The 17,660-nt window shown below is 48.5% G+C and carries 22 protein-coding genes; 2 read left to right on the top strand and 20 right to left on the bottom strand.

Annotation, left to right across the window (positions count from 1 at the left end):
• Positions 1-395 (bottom strand): carboxyl transferase domain-containing protein (locus LZ11_RS04975; RefSeq protein ID WP_281282708.1); only part of this gene is annotated, 395 nt, incomplete at its 3' end.
• Positions 396-700: 305 nt separating this feature from the next.
• Positions 701-1,120, bottom strand: a complete 420-nt coding sequence (locus tag LZ11_RS04970) for a HutP family protein (RefSeq protein ID WP_148866801.1) — start codon at positions 1,118-1,120, stop codon at positions 701-703.
• A 199-nt stretch (positions 1,121-1,319) separates the two neighbouring features.
• Here LZ11_RS04970 and LZ11_RS04965 point away from each other — a divergent pair, with 199 nt between their 5' ends.
• Positions 1,320-1,856: a hypothetical protein gene (locus LZ11_RS04965; RefSeq protein ID WP_148866800.1), complete on the top strand. Its 537-nt coding sequence runs from the start codon at positions 1,320-1,322 to the stop codon at positions 1,854-1,856.
• 103 nt (positions 1,857-1,959) lie between these two features.
• Positions 1,960-2,322 (top strand): zinc ribbon domain-containing protein, encoded by a 363-nt coding sequence (locus LZ11_RS04960; RefSeq protein ID WP_148866799.1) that lies wholly within the window; start codon positions 1,960-1,962, stop codon positions 2,320-2,322.
• Here the strand turns inward: LZ11_RS04960 and dapB are convergent.
• The 18 genes from dapB to LZ11_RS04870 all read right to left on the bottom strand — a co-directional run bounded on the left by dapB (position 2,319) and on the right by LZ11_RS04870 (position 17,631).
• On the bottom strand, positions 2,319-3,074 hold the full coding sequence (gene dapB, locus LZ11_RS04955) for a 4-hydroxy-tetrahydrodipicolinate reductase (RefSeq protein ID WP_148866798.1): 756 nt from the start codon (positions 3,072-3,074) through the stop codon (positions 2,319-2,321). The genes LZ11_RS04960 and dapB overlap by 4 nt on opposite strands.
• A gap of 113 nt (positions 3,075-3,187) precedes the next feature.
• Entirely contained in the window at positions 3,188-3,391 is a 204-nt protein-coding gene (locus LZ11_RS04950) for a hypothetical protein (RefSeq protein WP_148866797.1), read from the bottom strand.
• 44 nt (positions 3,392-3,435) lie between these two features.
• Positions 3,436-4,419 carry a biotin--[acetyl-CoA-carboxylase] ligase gene (locus LZ11_RS04945; RefSeq protein WP_148866796.1) on the bottom strand — a complete coding sequence of 328 codons (984 nt, stop codon included), beginning with the start codon at positions 4,417-4,419 and terminating at the stop codon, positions 3,436-3,438.
• Between the two features lie 124 nt (positions 4,420-4,543).
• A complete protein-coding gene (locus LZ11_RS04940) occupies positions 4,544-4,984 on the bottom strand; it encodes an OsmC family protein (RefSeq protein ID WP_148866795.1) in 441 nt (146 codons plus the stop codon).
• An 86-nt stretch (positions 4,985-5,070) separates the two neighbouring features.
• On the bottom strand, positions 5,071-5,364 hold the full coding sequence (locus tag LZ11_RS04935) for a hypothetical protein (protein WP_148866794.1): 294 nt from the start codon (positions 5,362-5,364) through the stop codon (positions 5,071-5,073).
• Positions 5,365-5,383: 19 nt separating this feature from the next.
• Positions 5,384-5,590 (bottom strand): hypothetical protein, encoded by a 207-nt coding sequence (locus LZ11_RS04930; RefSeq protein ID WP_148866793.1) that lies wholly within the window; start codon positions 5,588-5,590, stop codon positions 5,384-5,386.
• A 130-nt stretch (positions 5,591-5,720) separates the two neighbouring features.
• Positions 5,721-6,197, bottom strand: a complete 477-nt coding sequence (locus tag LZ11_RS04925; protein WP_148866792.1) for a macro domain-containing protein — start codon at positions 6,195-6,197, stop codon at positions 5,721-5,723.
• A 19-nt stretch (positions 6,198-6,216) separates the two neighbouring features.
• Complete coding sequence (locus LZ11_RS04920) at positions 6,217-6,525, bottom strand: hypothetical protein (protein WP_148866791.1); 309 nt, start codon at positions 6,523-6,525, stop codon at positions 6,217-6,219.
• A 90-nt stretch (positions 6,526-6,615) separates the two neighbouring features.
• Complete coding sequence (locus LZ11_RS04915) at positions 6,616-9,255, bottom strand: cation-translocating P-type ATPase (protein WP_148866790.1); 2,640 nt, start codon at positions 9,253-9,255, stop codon at positions 6,616-6,618.
• Positions 9,256-9,355: 100 nt separating this feature from the next.
• Complete coding sequence (locus LZ11_RS04910) at positions 9,356-9,886, bottom strand: spore maturation protein (protein ID WP_148866789.1); 531 nt, start codon at positions 9,884-9,886, stop codon at positions 9,356-9,358.
• Positions 9,887-9,891: 5 nt separating this feature from the next.
• Complete coding sequence (locus tag LZ11_RS04905; protein WP_148866788.1) at positions 9,892-10,485, bottom strand: nucleoside recognition domain-containing protein; 594 nt, start codon at positions 10,483-10,485, stop codon at positions 9,892-9,894.
• A 19-nt stretch (positions 10,486-10,504) separates the two neighbouring features.
• Complete coding sequence (locus LZ11_RS04900; protein WP_170240293.1) at positions 10,505-11,815, bottom strand: L,D-transpeptidase family protein; 1,311 nt, start codon at positions 11,813-11,815, stop codon at positions 10,505-10,507.
• 118 nt (positions 11,816-11,933) lie between these two features.
• The gene (locus LZ11_RS04895; protein ID WP_148866786.1) at positions 11,934-12,776 is read right to left on the bottom strand and encodes an ABC transporter permease subunit; all 843 of its coding nucleotides are present in this window, start codon (positions 12,774-12,776) and stop codon (positions 11,934-11,936) included.
• The gene (locus LZ11_RS04890; RefSeq protein ID WP_148866785.1) at positions 12,748-13,674 is read right to left on the bottom strand and encodes an ABC transporter ATP-binding protein; all 927 of its coding nucleotides are present in this window, start codon (positions 13,672-13,674) and stop codon (positions 12,748-12,750) included. The genes LZ11_RS04895 and LZ11_RS04890 overlap by 29 nt, the downstream gene beginning before the upstream one ends.
• Before the next feature lie 4 nt (positions 13,675-13,678).
• Positions 13,679-14,785, bottom strand: a complete 1,107-nt coding sequence (locus LZ11_RS04885) for a DUF4367 domain-containing protein (protein WP_148866784.1) — start codon at positions 14,783-14,785, stop codon at positions 13,679-13,681.
• A gap of 3 nt (positions 14,786-14,788) precedes the next feature.
• A complete protein-coding gene (locus tag LZ11_RS04880) occupies positions 14,789-15,268 on the bottom strand; it encodes an RNA polymerase sigma factor SigX (RefSeq protein ID WP_222927189.1) in 480 nt (159 codons plus the stop codon).
• 83 nt (positions 15,269-15,351) lie between these two features.
• The gene (gene alr / locus LZ11_RS04875) at positions 15,352-16,524 is read right to left on the bottom strand and encodes an alanine racemase (protein ID WP_148866782.1); all 1,173 of its coding nucleotides are present in this window, start codon (positions 16,522-16,524) and stop codon (positions 15,352-15,354) included.
• Between the two features lie 15 nt (positions 16,525-16,539).
• Positions 16,540-17,631 carry a lipid II:glycine glycyltransferase FemX gene (locus LZ11_RS04870; RefSeq protein WP_148866781.1) on the bottom strand — a complete coding sequence of 364 codons (1,092 nt, stop codon included), beginning with the start codon at positions 17,629-17,631 and terminating at the stop codon, positions 16,540-16,542.
• Positions 17,632-17,660: the final 29 nt, after the last annotated feature.

The following is a 17,660-nucleotide window of genomic DNA, read 5'->3' as shown; positions in this document are numbered from 1 at the left end:
CCGGAGTCGTTGAGGCCTATGACGGGCGCACCCATTTTCAAGGCCATGTCCATTATTTTGCAAATCTTGGCGGCGTGCATTTCACCCAGGGATCCGCCTATTACGGTGAAGTCCTGGGCGAAGACGAACACGAGCCTTCCGTTTATGGTGCCGTAGCCGGTGACGACGCCCTCTCCCGGCGCTTTCGTCTCCGCCATGTCGAAGTCTATGCAGCGGTGTTCCACGAAGGCGTCGATTTCCACGAAGCTCCCTTCATCCAGGAGTTTTTCGATCCTCTCCCGGGCGGTGAGTTTGCCGCTCTCGTGCTGTTTTTTGATCCTCTTTTCCCCTCCCCCTTGCCTTATTTCTTCCCTCTTTTGTCTTAGAATTTCAAGCTTTTGTTCCATCGTGTCCATATCTTTCCACTCCTTCTACCTTAAAACGCCGTTTTTCTTTGGATAGATGAAAACAATGAGGGCCCAAATAGATTCCTAATAATCTATCTAGGCCCTCACACATACACTCTCTCACTAAAGCCTTTTCAAATAAACTATAATTTTTTGAAAAATTGCACAATCAAATGTTCTCACGTATCGAAAATTTTTACTATACCTAAATGGCAATTACTATTTCACTATTTTCAATATAACATATTACCGGTTATATTGCAAGCATCTTTTTTAAGCTACGTTTTGAAAAGCAGGTAAGACCCATGTATATTTTATAAATGCATAATACCCAGTCCTACTCTTTCGTGATTTGTCATCATATGCATTGCAGAATGACCATATATTGCTACAGCCAGCCAGTCTTTATGTCTTACCACCGCAATCTTACCGGCAAAATGACCACCGCTAGGAGCACCTAGTAAAAGCCCTTCTTTTGCTTCAAGCGTGGCATGGATTACGGCGTGTATTTCCCTCGGGGTCTTACTTATAATATTGTTATTGAGGCAAGCTCCAATAACGGCCACATTAATCCGCTTTTTAAGTTCATCGCAATCACCACCAATACCTGTAACAGCACAAATATAATCGTTATCGGTAAACTCTTTTTTTAACGCCTCTTCCTCTTCACTAGTTGAAGTGATAGCCAGCAATAGAGCCCTTTTTCCTATATTTGTTTCGGGCGCTATTTCCATAATTAATATCCTCTCCTCTCGGCCTTTACGTTAAATAATACACATAATTTAATATTATATTATCAATCCTAATATTCTGCACCACCCTTTTTGGTCGGGGGTAAATATAAGTTGCGGTAAAAGTGCGAAAGGCGGGCCCAAAATCTTAACCGACGAATAATATATAGAAAGCTTCTTTTCAATTAGGGAGGTAGACAAAATGGCCAATGTTGCTGTCGCCGTCTCTGCCCACGGGTACGGCCACGAAGGCGCTTTCGATTACAGGGCGCTTAAAACCGGTCATCTGGTGATAAAACCACGTAACGGTAAGGAATTTTTAAGAATGCTATCCGATATTTCCAAAACCTCCGGTCCCATACACCTCATGAAAGTTTTCAGCCATTCTTACCCGAGGGGAATTATCATGACCAACTGGAGCGGTTTTTACGACGAGCCCGGCCCGAACGACACCGCTAAGGCCGCATACATAAGCGACCTGGCCGAGCTCATTAATAAACGGGAGATCTTGTTCTCTCCAAATCCTCAAATAATGCTGTTTGGCTGTAACCTGGCCGGCAATTTTGCCGAAAAACTTTCATTCGCGGTTTCCGGCACCGTAATAGCGCCCAGGGGCGACAGTTACCCCGAGATCCGGGGAAACCGGGAAACCGGGGTATTTATAGCCGTGTCGAGCTGGGAAGTTTATATAGGAGGAAGGTACGCTTACAGCGCCGGCAAGAGGCTCAGAGCCTGGTAACTCTGGAGGCGCTTTAAATATCCGATATTAAAATTGTCTGGCGGAAGGAGTTCCGGTGTATTATAATTAAATCTGTGACCATTAAGGTGCGGGGAGGAAGACTATGTTCTTTTTTGGTATCTTCGGAATCCAAAACAGGGAAAAGATTATCAAAGAATTCGACGCGGTAATATGTCCATCGTGCGGCAGGCTGTCCAGGGCGGAATTAGTAGAGGTTTTTACCTACTTTCATTTCTTTTTTATCCCCATTTTTCAGTGGAATAGGAGGTACTTTGTAAAGTACAGGTGCTGTCCCGCTGTTTACGCGGTAGAAAAGGACTATGCCGAGGAACTGAAAACCGGCGCAAGATTAGATGCAAGCCGGCTGCATAAAGTATTCGGCCACGGTAATTACTGCCCGGATTGCGGAAGTTACGCCGATCCCGCCTTTAATTTCTGCCCTTACTGTGGAAGAAAACTGAATTAGCTTTCCAGGATTTTTACCAGATCGGCCATCGTATAATACCCGGGAGCCTGGGTTATTATGAACCTGGCGGCTTTCAGGGCACCTGCCGCCAGCACCCTTCTGGAAGTTACCAGATGGCTTATTTCAATCGTTTCATCTTCTCCTCCGAAAATCACTCTGTGCTCACCTACAAGATTGCCGGCCCGGATGGAATGAATGCCTATTTCGTTTCTAACCCTCTTTTGCCTTTTGTCAGCCCTGCAGTAAACGTAATGGGCGTCGCTTCTCACTTCTTTTATGGCGTCGGCTATCATAAGGGCCGTGCCGCTGGGAGCGTCGATTTTCTGGTTGTGGTGCCTCTCGACTATCTCTACGTCGAAATCGCCCAGGATCCGGGCGGCCTGCTGAGCCAGCATCACGGTAAGAAACACACCTAAAGACATGTTGTGGGACACAAACACCGGTACATCCTTCGAAACCTCAACTAACATTTTCTTATGTGATTCTTCAAAGCCGGTAGTCCCGACCACCATCGGAATTTTGCGGGAAGAGGCGTAACTGCACAAATTTTCCAGTGCTCTAGGGTTAGAAAAATCCACGATCACATCGGCTTTTTCCTCTATTTTGAAAATGCTGTCGTATACGGGAAACTTCCCTGCTTCCGCCACAATGTCAACTCCCGCCACTATCCGCATGTCCTCTTCTCTTTCAACCAGTTCCGCTATGGTCTTTCCCATCTTCCCTCTAGCACCGTTCAGGATTATTTTTATCATAGAAATCCTCCTCACGGAAAAATATACATCATTTTAGTATATTCTATAGTTGTTCAAAAAGTTCCTGCAAAAAATAAAAGCCTTCCTCGATTAAGGAAAGCTTTTCTATCCTTTTATTTTATCATGTAGTAAAAAGCTTCGAGTTCTTCGCTATCCGCCCTCGGCAGTTTTACCTTTAATTCTCGTATAACCTCGTCGTCGACCCGCACAAATTTATCTCCCAGTATGCGGGAACAGATGTTGATACTCGCAAGGGAATTCTTGTGGTGGCTTACGAAATCCACTATTTCTTCTATCTGCTTCTGCCTGTCATCCACTACTGACACACCTCCACTATTATTTTTAACACCCGGGAGGTGATTTATGCCTTCAGCGAAACGTCCCCGCTCAGGATTCTCTCCACTTGGCCGCTTTCGCTTTTGACGAGCAGAGCGCCGTCGTCGTCCACGTCCAGGGCGATCCCTTCCACGGCAAAATTCTTGCCTACAACCCTGACTCGCCTGCCCAGGTTGCAGCTCAACAGCCTCCACTCTTCAAGAATCTTTTTGAACTCCCCTGCCTCGAGGTAGTTATAGCAGTCCTCAAAACGGGAGAGGAATCCCGTTAAAATATCCAGCCGGTCTACGGCCTCGCCCCGGGCAAGCTTCAGCGAAGTGGCGATTTCTTTCAGCTCGCCGGGAAAGTCCTCATTGTTTACATTGATGCCTATGCCCATTACAACGTAATTAATGCCGTCCATATCGGCGCTCATTTCTGTCAAAATGCCGGCCACCTTTCTGCCTTCCACCAGAATGTCGTTAGGCCATTTTATATGGCAGGTGACTCCCGTTCTTTCTCTTATGGCTTTTGCCGCAGCTACAGCGCCGGTCATGGTGATTCTGGGGGCTTCATAGGGCTGTATACCGGGCCTCAGGATGATCGACATCCATATTCCCACCCGCGGAGGAGAAATCCACACCCTTCCCATTCTTCCCTTTCCACCGGTCTGCTCTTCCGCTATCACCAGCGAGCCATGGAGGGCACCCTCTCCCGCGATTTTTTTCGCTTCTTCGTTGGTAGAACCCGTCGTCGGGTAATAATATATTCTGCGGCCGAGAAACGTAAGATTGATTTGGGCCATGATCTCTTCCGGCAAAAGAAGGTCCGGCGATTTTTTCAAACAATAACCAACCCTCGGCAAAGAATCTATTTCGTACCCAACCTGTCTCAAATGGTTTACCTGCTTCCATATCGCAGTACGGCTAACGCCGAATCTCGCGCTGATTTCCTCGCCGGATACGTACTGGCCTTTTTTCGAAAGGAGCAGTAATAAAAGCTCGTTTGGTGAACCATCCTTCGATATCATAGCGAAAATCCACCTTTTCACGAAACCGGTATTGGAGCTATATATAGTTTAATTTACCAGCTTATCGGTGTCAACGGCGAAAACATAAACTGCCGGAACAGTACTCCGGCAGTTTTACACCACATTATTTTTCAATAACCATCTCACCGGTTACGGGTACGCCCTGAAGGGTATCTTTGACAGGACACCTTTCCTGTATCAGGTTGTACAGTTTCTTCACGTTTTCTTCCGGGGAATCGGAAACTATGTGCATTTTATAGCGTATCTCGGAAAAGCCCTTTCTCACATTCGGGTTTTTCCCAAGGAAGCCGTCGGGATCGAGGTCTCCCTGAAGGTCCACGGAAAACCCCTTCAATTCTACGCCGCACATCGGAGCGAATGCGCTGGCTACAATGGCCATGCATCCCCCCAGAGAACACAGGAGCATCTCAACGGGGTTCATGGCGGTATCGGTTCCGCCGAGATTTTTGGGTTCGTCGACGGTAACCTTAAATCCCCTGGCGGTTCCTTCGGCTACCATTCCGCCCTTCCAGTCCACTTTGGCGTTGAAGGTCACTTTTGCCATAATGATACCCCCTATTCTAAGTTTATTTAATTGCACCGAGCAAATTACTGGTGCAATGTTATGGTCAGTATCCGGTATTTTACATACTATTGCTCCCCCATTGCATCGTCCGCATAATACTTGGGCCTTGTCTTTTCGTTGCCTAAATAGTGGAGATTGGCGTAAATGTTTACCGTATGGGCGTTTCTATTGTGCTGGATTTTTACGTCGCTCGGAACCGCGTCGTCCTGGTGGTAATTGAGGTACTGTTTCAGGATATCGTAAGCGTTTTCCTCGCTAAGGGTTTCATAAAAGGTCCGGTAAACCTTTTCGGGAATTTCCAGGATTATATTGTGCAGACCGTCTTTTACCGCCCTGGTCTCCCTTATGGAATTCAACACGTGCAAACAACCTCCCGCCTTATTCTTTTTCCTTTTTCTCTCGGTTCTTCACGGTGAGATTATTGGGCGGCGTCTTCATAGGATTCTTCAGCTCGAATTCCCCGGACAACTCGTATTTTTCCGGCCTTTCGTCGTCGACAAGCTCGCCCCTGAATCTCAGCCTATCCATATGGGGCACAAGTCTTTTTACACCGACCTTTTCTTTATCTTTATTCGCTCCATCCATACCCATTTCCTCCTTTGATCACATTTTTATTTTAGTATTTTCAAGGAAACCCTCAAGCATTCGGAAACATACCCCATTAATGTAAGCAATTAAAAAGGAGGCTTTTTTTAGATAAAAGCCTCCTTAAAAATTATCCTTCGAGATATTTAATGAAATCCCCGCTTATGTCCATAACCGTTATGTATATATCTTTTACGCCTCCCAGGATCTCCCTGTAAACCCGGGCCACATCTTTTTTGGGAACACCCCCAACACCGGTGGCCAAGGCCGGCAAGACCATGGATTTTACCCCCATTTGCCTGGCCTTCTCAAGCAGCGATTGGAGGCATTTTCTAACGATCTCTACACTGGACGGTTCTGCAGGTTTTTTCATCGTCACTGCATGAAAAACATACTTAGCTTTTAGACCGCCGGCAGTGGTGACGTAAACGTCGCCCGGCTGAGGGTCCATCTCCCTGCAGACTCTTACAGCCTCGTCTTCTATGACCTTGCCGCCGGCCTTTTTAATAGCGAGGGCGACCCCTCCACCCATGGGACCCAACCCGTTCGCAGCATTGACGATAACGTCAGCCTCCGCTTTGGTTATATCCCCTATAACGACCTTCACCTTATCACCTCCGATCGGATTAACAGCGGGAAACGCTGACGACCTCTTCTAATTTTTTCTTCCAGTAGTCGCGCTTGGCTTTCAGTTCTTTGATTATTTTAAGATCCTGTTCGATATGAAGGCCCTCTTCCACCCTGGTTTCGGCAATATGAATGGCCTCCTCAAAAGTGTCAAGAGCTCTTTTAAACAACTCTTCGGCATACACAGCTCTTTCCCTTTCGTGAGGCCATTGGGATTTTTTCGAATCTCTTATAATGGCTTTCAGAACATCGAAGAACTTTTCCCCTTCGGTGTAGAGGTTTATGCTGAACTCCAGATCTTTAATCATTATAACAACCTCCCGGCCGCTTTTACTATATAATTTCCACAAAACTTTCAAAATTCCTTCCCATTTTAAAAAAATACGTATTTTGGCCGGCTATAAGATTGCGCCTAAGCCAGATAAGGCCAGGATCAAAAGCCACACTTCCTTAGTGAGGGGCACGGTGTGGAATATAACCTGCAGCCCCGGTATGTATACAACCCCGAAAAGCATCGCCGCCGAACATACTACCGCCAGGGTCAGGTACAGGTTGGAAAAGGGGTTCTGTTCCCATACAGCGGCACTCTCCGACCTGCACTCGAAGGCAAAAATCAGCTGGGACATTATCAGGGTGCAGAAGGCAACGGTTCTGGAAAATGATAGATCTCCACGCCCGTAATACCTGGATATCAAGTACGCGGTTATTGTAGCCAGGCTTATCAAAAAACCCCTGTAAAATATCCTGCGCCCCATACCCCTTGAAAAAATGCTTTCGTTTTTTTGCCGTGGCCTGCGGCTCATGACATCCCTTTCCGGGGGGTCGGCTCCCAGGGCTATAGCCGGCAGGCCGTCGGTTATGAGGTTCATCCAGAGAACCTGTATGGGCAGCAGGGGTAGAGGAAGTCTCAAAAGCGACGCCCAAACCATTGTCAGAACTTCTCCGGTATTGCACGAGAGCAGATAACGTATGAATTTACGGATGTTGTCGTAAATTATGCGGCCCTCTTCCACAGCAGCGACGATGCTGGCGAAATTGTCGTCCATCAGTATCATGGCCGAGGCTTCCTTGGTTACATCGGTACCGCTCCTGCCCATCGATATGCCTATATCGGCTTCTTTCACCGCGGGCGCATCGTTTACTCCATCGCCGGTCATGGCCACCACGTGGCCTTTTTTCTTAAGAGCGCGCACTATCCTGAGCTTATGCCTCGGGGTCACCCGAGCGTATACGGAAACGTCGTCAACGCAGTTTAAAAACTCGGTTTCGGACATATCATCCAGCTCCTGCCCGGTGAGGATTCTACCCCCTTTGCCCATTATGTTGAGCTCCCGCGCCACCGCCCAGGCCGTAGCCCGGTGGTCGCCGGTGATCATTACGGGTCTGATACCCGCCGCAAAACACTTTTCGACAGCACCCACCACTTCAGGTCTTGGAGGGTCGATCATTCCCGTTAAACCTACAAATATCAGGTCTCGCTCAAGGTTGGCATCTGCAGCCTGCGACAGATTCACCTTTTTGTAAGCTACGGCGAGAACCCTGAGGGCTTCCCTGCCCATATCCTCGTTGATTTCCGTGATTTTCTTTTTGTCGGCATCGGTAATCTCTCTGAGCTTTCCGTTGACCTCAATTCTATCGCATAGGCCGAGCACCACATCAACGGCCCCTTTCGTAAAAAGGAACAATTCCCCCCTCCCTGATTTGACGAGCACCGACATGCACCTTCGTTCGGAATCAAAGGGGATTTCTCTGAACCTCTTATAGGACCTCTCCACGTCGCTTTTGCGTATATCTGCCTTGGCTGCGGCAACCAACAGTGCGACTTCCGTGGGGTCACCGGAAGGGATTACTTCCCTGGATTTTAAAAACTTTCCTAAAAGACCCGCTTTGGGTTCGTTCAGTTCCGCGTTGTTGCATGAAACCGATATTTCGAGCAGTTTTTTTAGTCCGGGCGGCAGGTCCCGGAGCAACCTGCCCTCCTGTGTCACAAAATCACCTTCGAGCCTGTAGCCGCTCCCCGTGACCGTCAGCACCCCGTCGTCAACGTATATTTTTCTTACGGTCATCCTGTTTTCGGTAAGGGTACCCGTTTTGTCGCTACAGATGACCGTAGCGCATCCGAGAGTCTCTACGGCCGTAAGCTTCCTGATTAGAACATTCTTTTTAACCATTCTCTGCACGCCCAGCGTGAGAACCATTGTCACCACAGCCGGGAGCCCCTCGGGAATCGCGGCTACGGCAAGACTCACTCCGAACAGGAACATGTCGTACAGGTTTTCCCCTCTTATAACCCCGAGCAGGGCGACTATAACGCATATGGCAAGGCATATTACTACAAGCTGTTTGCCCAGGTGATCCAGGCGCTTTTGAAGGGGCGTTTGTTCCTCTTCTATCCCTCCTATCATTCCGGCGATTTTACCCATTTCGGTACTCATACCTATTTGAGTCACCAGCATTTTGCCCCGGCCGCTTACTACCATAGTTCCCATAAACGCCAGGTTCGCCCTGTGAATTTTCAGACCTTCCTGATCCCGACTTTCCGCTGACTTCTCCACCGGCACCGATTCCCCGGTCAGCACCGACTCGTCTATTTTGAGATTTTCCGCTTCGAAAAGTTCTCCGTCGGCCGGTACTACATCCCCGCTCTCCAGCAACACTACGTCTCCGGGTACCACGTCTCTGGCCGGTATAACCTTGACTTCTCCATCCCTTAGAACCCTGGCGGCAGGCGCCGTCATTTCCCTGAGGGCCTTGAGGGATTTTTCGGTCCTGTACTCCTGGACGAAACCCATTATGCCGTTTAATATTACTATCGCCGTAATCGCGACGGCATCGGCTATTTCCCCCAGATAAACGGATATCAAAGTGGCACCTAGCAGCACCAAGGTGATGGTGTCCTTAAACTGGTTTAAGAAGATGGCAAGTGGCGGCGTTGTCCTGAATTCTTCCAATTGATTTTCTCCGAACAGTTTTTTCTTTAGAGGTATTTCCCGGCTGGATAAACCTCTGCGAAGATCTGTGCCCAAAGAATCCAGCATTTTTCACCCTCCACCAGGTAACTTATACATTTTAAAATTTATTCCCGAGTTTGGGGGTTTATGTCTTAATAATACATAAAGCTGTATTCCATATTGAATATCATCCGAACATCTTTTTGACTATGTACACCGATGCCACAAGGCTGGTAAAATCGGCAAACAGCCCCACGGGAATCGCATATCTAGTCTTTCGCACCCCCACGGAACCGAAGTACACGGCTATTATGTAAAAGGTGGTGTCGGTGGAACCGACCAGCGTCGATGCCAGCCTCCCCATAAAGGAATCCGGGCCATGGGCATCGAAGATCTCCAGCATCATTCCCAGTGCCGCCGGTCCCGAGAGGCTTCGCGCTATCGACAGAAAAAGGGCGTCAGCCGGAACTTCGAAGAAATCGACGATCGGGTGAAGCACTTTCACCATCAGATCTACGGCTCCTGACTCCCGAAATATGCCGACGGCTACGTATATGCCCACCAGGTAAGGAATGAGCTTAATGGCGATTAAAAAACCTTCCCGGGCTCCTTCCACAAAGACTTCAAATACCCTTACCTTCTTGATGAGCCCGTGAAGAAAAACCGCAGAAATAATAAAGGGAATTATCCATGAAAACCCCGGCATTTCAACCGTCACGCCTTTCACCTCCAAGAGCTTCTTTTCCGGTTTATAATTCTCATGACGTAATCTCCGGTAATTGCGGCAAGAGTGGAACACATAGTGGCGAAAAGGATCGCTCCTACTACTTCCGACGGATTCCTGGAACCTGCCGAAGCCCTCAGGGCAACTATTGTGGCGGGTACCAGGGTTACGCTGGAGGTGTTAATTGCAAGAAAGGTGCACATGGCTTCAGTAGCGGTGTCGGGGCGGGGGTTGAGTTTTTGCAGTTCTTTCATTGCTTTGAGACCGAAAGGGGTAGCCGCATTGCCGAATCCCAGTATGTTGGCGCTAAGATTCATCAAAATACAGCCCAAAGCCGGATGCCCTTTGGGTATTGATGGAAACAGCCAGGCGAAAAGTGGGGCTATAACCCGGCTCATCCGGTCTATCAGGCCGGACGCCTCGGCAACCCGGGCTACCCCAAGCCAGAGGCTGATAATACCCATGAGACTTATTGCCCTTTGAACGGCGCTGTTTGCCGCATCCATTGCAGCGGGAGTTATCGAATCCAGCTTTCCATTAAAAGCCCCCACAAATATGCCTCCCAGTATGAAAAAAGAAAAAACCCAGTTCACCGGCCTACCTCCTTTTAAATCAGTCGTGGATTATCACAAGGGTGCCTTCCGGGATGTTTTCGTAAAACCACTTGGCGTCTTCGTCCTTTAACCTTATGCAACCGTGGCTGGCAGGTATACCCAGCTTTTCGTATTCTTCCCCGATGATGTTCCAGTCCCTGTCCCTGGGCATCGAATGAAAAAGATAATTGTCTTTTATCCTGACCCAGTAAAATGCCCCCTGGCCGAACCTCTCAGACCAGAACCGGGCTCCCCTGTCCTTTATGGTAAAGTACCCCAGCGGTGTCTCCGTCTCGGGTCCAGGTCTGCCCCCCGAAGCCAGCATCGTCTTTACTATTTTGCCGCCCCTGTAAACCACCACCTTCTGAAGGCTCCTCAGGTTCACCTCAACCCATAATCTATCTCCCATATCCGCTGTGACAAATTTGAAATTATAGGGTTTCATCTTTTCACCGTACACCGACCTGCCCTGTACCGTGACTTCGTAACTTTTTCCCGGCAGGAAAACCGAATGGGGCTTAAACTCGGCGGTTTTGCCGTTCACCCTTACATCACCGGTCATATGGTTCACTTTTATGCTAACCTCCTGCATTTCCTGGTCAAAGTTCACAGTAAGAACTGTATACGGCATCACATTGTTCTCGCCGTCGCGGGGCGCGGTGGATACCACTTTAGGAATTTCAGCTACGTCGAACCACCGGTTAAAGCCGGTCATTGCGCTCCCGCCCCCTTCAAATCTTATTCCGTACCTCCTGCCGGGTTCCAGCGGCTCCCGTGGGATAACCTGCCACCAGCTGGTGTCCCTGAACAGCTTTCCTATTGCCAGCGGTATGTAATAGGGTCTCAAAGTAAAATCAAAATCGGCTTTGAGATATTTTGAAAGTTCCTCGCCGCTGACCGGGGTGCTGAAGCTCAAAACAACGGGACCTCTGCTGGGAACCGGCGAAGAAATCTCTGTTAAAAATGGGCGTATATTTACCCTGTAATAAACTTTCACGCTCTTGTAAACGCCGGGTATCGCGGTCTTCAGCGGCTCGATATAAAGCCTTGTCTTAAACCCCCGGGGAAGTCCCTTTTCCAGAGCATATATCTCCAGAGTTTTATCGTCTATCCAGCGGACGGTCTTTAAGAACTTCATCCCCGGCCTTTCGGATTCAAGGTGAATTTTGTTTTCGACATCCTTCTGTATTACGGGCACGTAGAAATTTACGGTTATCCTGACCAACCCGGTGTCGTTGAGCTGTTCTATTACAACGCCGTTTAACCGGGATATCATGACCCAGGCGGTGATCACCAGCAGGGCTGTCAGCAGGTAATATCGCCTTTTCATCCACCCACACCCCCTTCTTAAAACTATTTTTATGACGTAAAAAATGAATTTTGACCGGAACAAGCAAAAAAGGATGCCCGGATAAGGCATCCTTTGAAGGTTCATATTATTATGCTTTCTATATATCCCTGGAAGAAAAACTCTTCACTGCCATCCAGAGCATGAAAATCGGGTAGGCCGCTGAGTAGATCATCATTGCGATGCTGGGCTCATACCCTCCACTCAAAATATTATTGAACAGGAATTTTAACCCGTCCGTTGTAAATAAGAGCGAGTTCATCTTCCGGTACAGCACATCGGTGGGCAGTATCAGGCTCGATATTATACCCGCATTTATAAGCCCCTGGGCGCTCCCCCCGTTGCGGGAGAGCAAATACCCTATCTGCTCCATCCAACCCCCGATTAGCGCAAACCCGTAAAGCATAACCACCATAATGCCCGTATTGAGTGTCGACATCCGGGAACTTCCCCATAAAGAGAGCGAAAGCAGGATAATGGGACTTAAAATGAACAAAAGCGCGCTGTAAAAAAGATTTGAAGGCGAAAAAATCATCCTGGCTCCATAGAATTTATTTAAAAAGATTATAGCGAAGAAAAGGACAATACCGTATAGGGAGATCATAGCCCCTATCCCTAGGAATTTCCCCACAACTATTTCCCATCGCTTTACCGGTTTTACCAGCACCGCCTGCATTACACCGCTTTCGATATCGGCGGAAAGAGCCCCTACCGACGATAAAACTACCAGGAAAGCGATTATGAGTCCGGCGAAGTAGAGGCCTATGGAAATGAGTTGTGAAGACAGCGATACTGCAATAACAGGAGACCGGGGCAAATCTTTATACGCCTCCTTAAGCCCGTACCCGTAAAGGGTCAGGAAGACCAGGGTAAGAACTATTACTAGCAGCAGCGCCTTTTTATTAAACATCTCTTTAAACGAATACTTCATTACCGTTATCACCGGTCTTCCCTCCCCGCAGCAAATTCACAAAGAGTTCCTCCAGGGATCCCCCGACAACCTTCAGTTCGTACAAGGGTGTCCCCGATTCTACGATTATTCTGGCGATTGCCGGTATATCCTCCCTGTACTTCACCTTCAGCGATATAAACTCACCTTTCTGTTCGATCTCTTCGGCAGCAGCCGACAGAGCTTCAATGAGTCCTGCTGCAGGAGTTTCCGTTCTTATCAGCACCCGCGAACCCGAGTAGAGCATATCTTTGAGACTTCCCTGGATAATTATCCTGCCCTTGTTGATTACTGCCACTCTGTCGCACACCATTTCCACTTCGCTCAAGAGGTGACTGTTCAAAAAAACAGTTTTACCCCGGTTCTTCAGTTCCCTGATTATCTCGCGCACCTCTATCCTCCCGACAGGATCGAGGGCCGAAGTGGGCTCGTCGAGAAATACGAGTTCCGGGTCCGGCAGAAGGGCTACCGCAAGTCCCAACCTCTGCTGCATTCCCTTGCTGTAACCGGCCACCCTTTTTTTCTCGTGTCCGGCGAGCCCAACCAGTTCCAGCAGCTCTGTTATTCTCCTTTCTGGCCTTGACATTTTATAAAGTTCGGCGTGAAACCTCATAACTTCAAGCCCCGTCATCCAATCGTGGTACCTGAAATTTTCGGGCAGGTAGCCGATTCTACCTTTCACCTCTGTATCCCCCAGGGGTCTCCCGAGGATGCTGGCGGTGCCGGAGGTGGGGCGCAAAAGCCCCACCAGAGTTTTTACCAGTGTACTTTTACCGGCACCGTTCGGCCCCAGGAATCCAAAGATTTCCCCTCGCTCGACTTTGAGGTTTATATTGACGCACCCGCCCTTTCCGCCGTACTGTTTTGTCAGCCCTAAGGTTTCTATAGCCATGGCTTCACCTCAGAAAATTTGCTATTTGAAGGAGTTCCTGCGGTGACAGGTTACCCTCTATGTTGAATATTGTCTCACCATCGATCCATATAATGGCGTTGTCCCCCCACGATTTTTTCATCGAAAGACCGGGTTTGCCGTTAATGGTTATCTCTTCCGCGTCTACTTCTTCGGTAGGTATGGGCAGCGGCACGGTGGTCTTCCAGTCCTCGATACCGTAAAGCTGCTCCCTCAGGTTATCAGGCAGGAAAGGAAGCGCCAGCACCGCCTGCCTGACGGCCTCCAGGTCTACACCCTCCGGAACCTGTATATCGGGGGCTCCCATCTGGGTTAATGAAAAGGATCTAGCATCCTCGCGTTTATCACTATTCTGGATAAAGTTCTGCCGCACAGCGCCTTTGGTGTTTACGACTAAGGTTTTTCCATCCAGCTCCTCAGGTAACAGTTTGGTGCCTCCCAGCGCCGATATCAGCCTGTTCATGTTGACCACGTTTGGAGTAATTTCTATGCGCATGGGTTTCTCCAGGCCGGCGAAGGTTAATTCAAAGCCGCCGGGAGCCTTCAGCGGCCTGAAATTAAAGCCAACTTTCTCAGGAAGTAAACCTATGTCCTCAGGTTTGACTTTTTCGAATCCACCACCCGTGGCTTTAACTTTACCGTACTGTTTTAAATCTATATCTCTTATCCCTCTTCCATTTAACTGTTGCTTAATATGCTCCAGGTCTTCCAAGGTGATTTTAACAGCTTGAATCTTCGATACCCTGAATATGCTCAGAAAATCCGCCGCCGCATCCCTGACGGGAGCAAACCATAGCGTCGACGAAACCAACAACGCCGCCGCAAAACCGGCGACGGCCTTGCCGTACTTTCTCACCAAATCCGACACTCCCTTCCTCATCATTACATATTCGAAGCGCTTTTTGATGTGTTCCTCGCCGGGGTTAAAGTCTACGGCGAGTTTACTTCGGGCGAAATCGTTTAGATCCTTCAATTCTCCCACCAGTTGTGCACAGGTCGTACAGGTTTCCAGGTGGACTCTTATCTCATTTTCTTTTTCCCGACCTAATTCACCGTCTATAAATGCCTGCAATATTCCCTCATCATAACACACAGGTTACACCCCCTTTTCATACAGTTCTTTAAATCTCCTTTGAGCCCTAGCTATGAGGGTACCCACCGAAGTCTTTTTTACTCCCAGAACTCCTGCTATTTCCTCATAGCTGTAACCGGAAAGTTTCAGGATCAATATGGTCCTGTCTCTTTCATCCATCCTCTTCAGCACCTGCCGGACGTAGATCTGCTCTTCCTGCGCTTGTGGTGGAGAAATTACTTCTTTTCCCCTCAAAAGATATGCTTTTATCTCCCTATGTATCCGGTTGTTTTCATCTCTTATATGATTATAAGCTACATTTTTTGCCACCTGAAAAAGCCACGCTCCTATACATTCCTCTTTTTCGGGGGGATTCCGGTAAAATTTCAAAAATACCTCTTGCGCAAGATCTTCTGCAAGAAAAGGGTCGTTTAAGATGTATAGCAGCTGTTTATATACCTTACTGTAATAATTGGTAAATACCTCTACATAGTCCAGAAACAACACCCCCGTCCCGAGCTCGGGCTTCCATATATATAGACACAGCAAAAGCAAAAAATATGACAAAAAAACGTGGTTTACCCACGTTATTTTGCTCCGCCGGATTCTATTATCCCTTTTTCGAGCTCCGCCGGAAGCCCTTCCTGTACATCCCGGCTCTCCGTGTACAGCCTGTTCCCGTATTTGAAGTAAACGGGATCAATGGCGACTGTAACCTCATCCCCTACACCGGCTCCCGTCCCTGTGAGATCGACGGCGGTAAGCTGCAGTCCTATCCTTCCCAGAATCCGGAGGGGTCTACCGTCCATGAACACCAGCGGTACTGGATTTAAAAAGTCTCTAATCTCGTGATAGATATTCCTGAGAAGTCCTACTACTGTAAACGTGTTATTGCGCCGCTGAACTTTTAGGCCCTCAAAATAACCCACCGGGAGAATCCCTATTACCATATCCCCGGTTGTCCTGTAACTGCGGCCGTAGCCGATATAGGAACCCCGGGGCAGACTCTTCACGTCGATTATCCTGACCTTGAGGCGGGCCACCCTTTCAAGCCTGACCGACGGGTTTTTAAACATGGTTGCCCCGTACAGGGCGCTGCCTACCCTCACCATATCCAGCCGGGCCTCGGGGAAATCCATGGCAGCGACGGAATTGGCCGCATGCCTGATAGCCACGTTTATGCCGGACTGCTCAAGCCTTCCCAGTATCCTTTGAAAGACCGACAGCTGATAAAGGGTATAGTCAGGCCTTTTAGCAAAAGCTTCGGCGAAATGGGTGTAAGCTCCCTCGTAAATGAGGTGGGAAAAACTCCTTAGCCCATCTATGACGCGGTCCAGGTCTTCGTAAAGGAAACCGAATCGCCCCATGCCCGTATCGAACTTCAGGTGTACCCTGCATGAAACACCCCTTCGCGCGGCCGTTTTATTCAGTAGGTCAGCTCTGTCCAGGTTGTAAATAGTAGGAGTTACGTCTTTTTCAATAAAGATTTCGCAATCTTCCCGCGTTACCGGGCCGGTGAAGCACAGCACCCTGCCCTCAATACCTGCTTCCCGCAGCTCCACTGCCTCCTCCAGAAATTCAACGCCGAACCATTTCACCCCGGCTTCCTGAAGAGTCAGAGCCACCTCCTTTGCGCCGTGACCGTAGGCATCCCCCTTAACAACCGCCATAACCGGAACGCCGGCTTCCCGGCGTATTGTTTCATAATTTCGTCTTAATGCGCGCAAATCCACTTCCATGTATTTTTTATATGATTCCATCAATGCGCCCCCAGTTCAATTCTGCGTGTTACCGCGCGTATCATTGAATTTAGTTTTTTTCAGCTTCAGTGTAATTTTACGACGAATATTTCTAAAAACAGGCATGCCTTTCTGCCATACGGTGTACCAGAAAGGATTCAAGACCATGTCAAATTCTCCTATAAATTCTGTTAACTCTCCGTTAAATCCCTTTTTAAACCTGTACAGGCCGTACAGGGGGTTGTCGGGGTTCAGATCCCCCGACACACCCCGGAAGTCGTACAGGGTACAGCCTCTATCCTTCGCCCTTTTGATCATCTCCCACTGAAGCAGGTAGTTGGGCATAACATTTCTGTGTTCGTTGCTGCTGGCCCCGTAGAGGTACCAGCACTTGCTGCCGCAAAAAAGGCATATTATTCCAGCTATCGTTTTACCCTCGTATTCGGCCAGGGCCAGTTCCAGGTATCCCTGGGGTTGCAGGCTGTCGTACATCTTTTGGAAATACTCGAGGCTCCTTACTACAAACCCGTCCCTTAACCCTGTAATTTCCATGATCCTGTGGAATTCCTGCAGGTCTTCGCGCTTTCCCATTCTCACTTTTACGCCCTTTCTCTGGGCCAGCCGTATATTGTACCTAGTCTTCGGATGGAAACTCGCCAGGAGCTCGTCCAGAGACGGCGTAATATCCAGGCGGAACACGAAGCGCGGCTGTATACCTTCGAAATTCAGAGCTTCCATATTCTGTACAAATCCCAGCTTCTTTAAATTATCCGCCAAAATTTTGTCATTTATACTTATGTCGGGATCTATTTTTAACATTATGGCATCATGCTCGCGGGCCAGTTTCCGGACGTTATCCATCAAAAATTTCAGGGTGTCAAAATCGTGCATATCGCAGACAGGACCTCGGGGAGAATAGATCATATTTTTTCGGATAAAAGGAAGTTGTCTTAAAAGCAAAAGCATAGAAGCCTTTACAGCCCCTCCATCCTCCACCGTAACGTAAATGGGTCGCCAGTTGTCCTCTTTTACCGCGGCCCATTCCAGAGTCTGGAGCACGTGGCCTTTCGGATGGGTTTTCACAAAATTCGTATATTTATGGGGATCCCCGTTGATTATAAATTCCATCAGCGCTTCTCCTTTTACATGTAAAAGTA

It is taken from the genome of Thermosediminibacter litoriperuensis, from assembly GCF_008124715.1.
GTDB lineage: Bacteria > Bacillota > Thermosediminibacteria > Thermosediminibacterales > Thermosediminibacteraceae > Thermosediminibacter > Thermosediminibacter litoriperuensis.
Note: the sequence above shows the minus strand (reverse complement) of the source record. Positions and strands in the feature narration are given on the sequence as shown.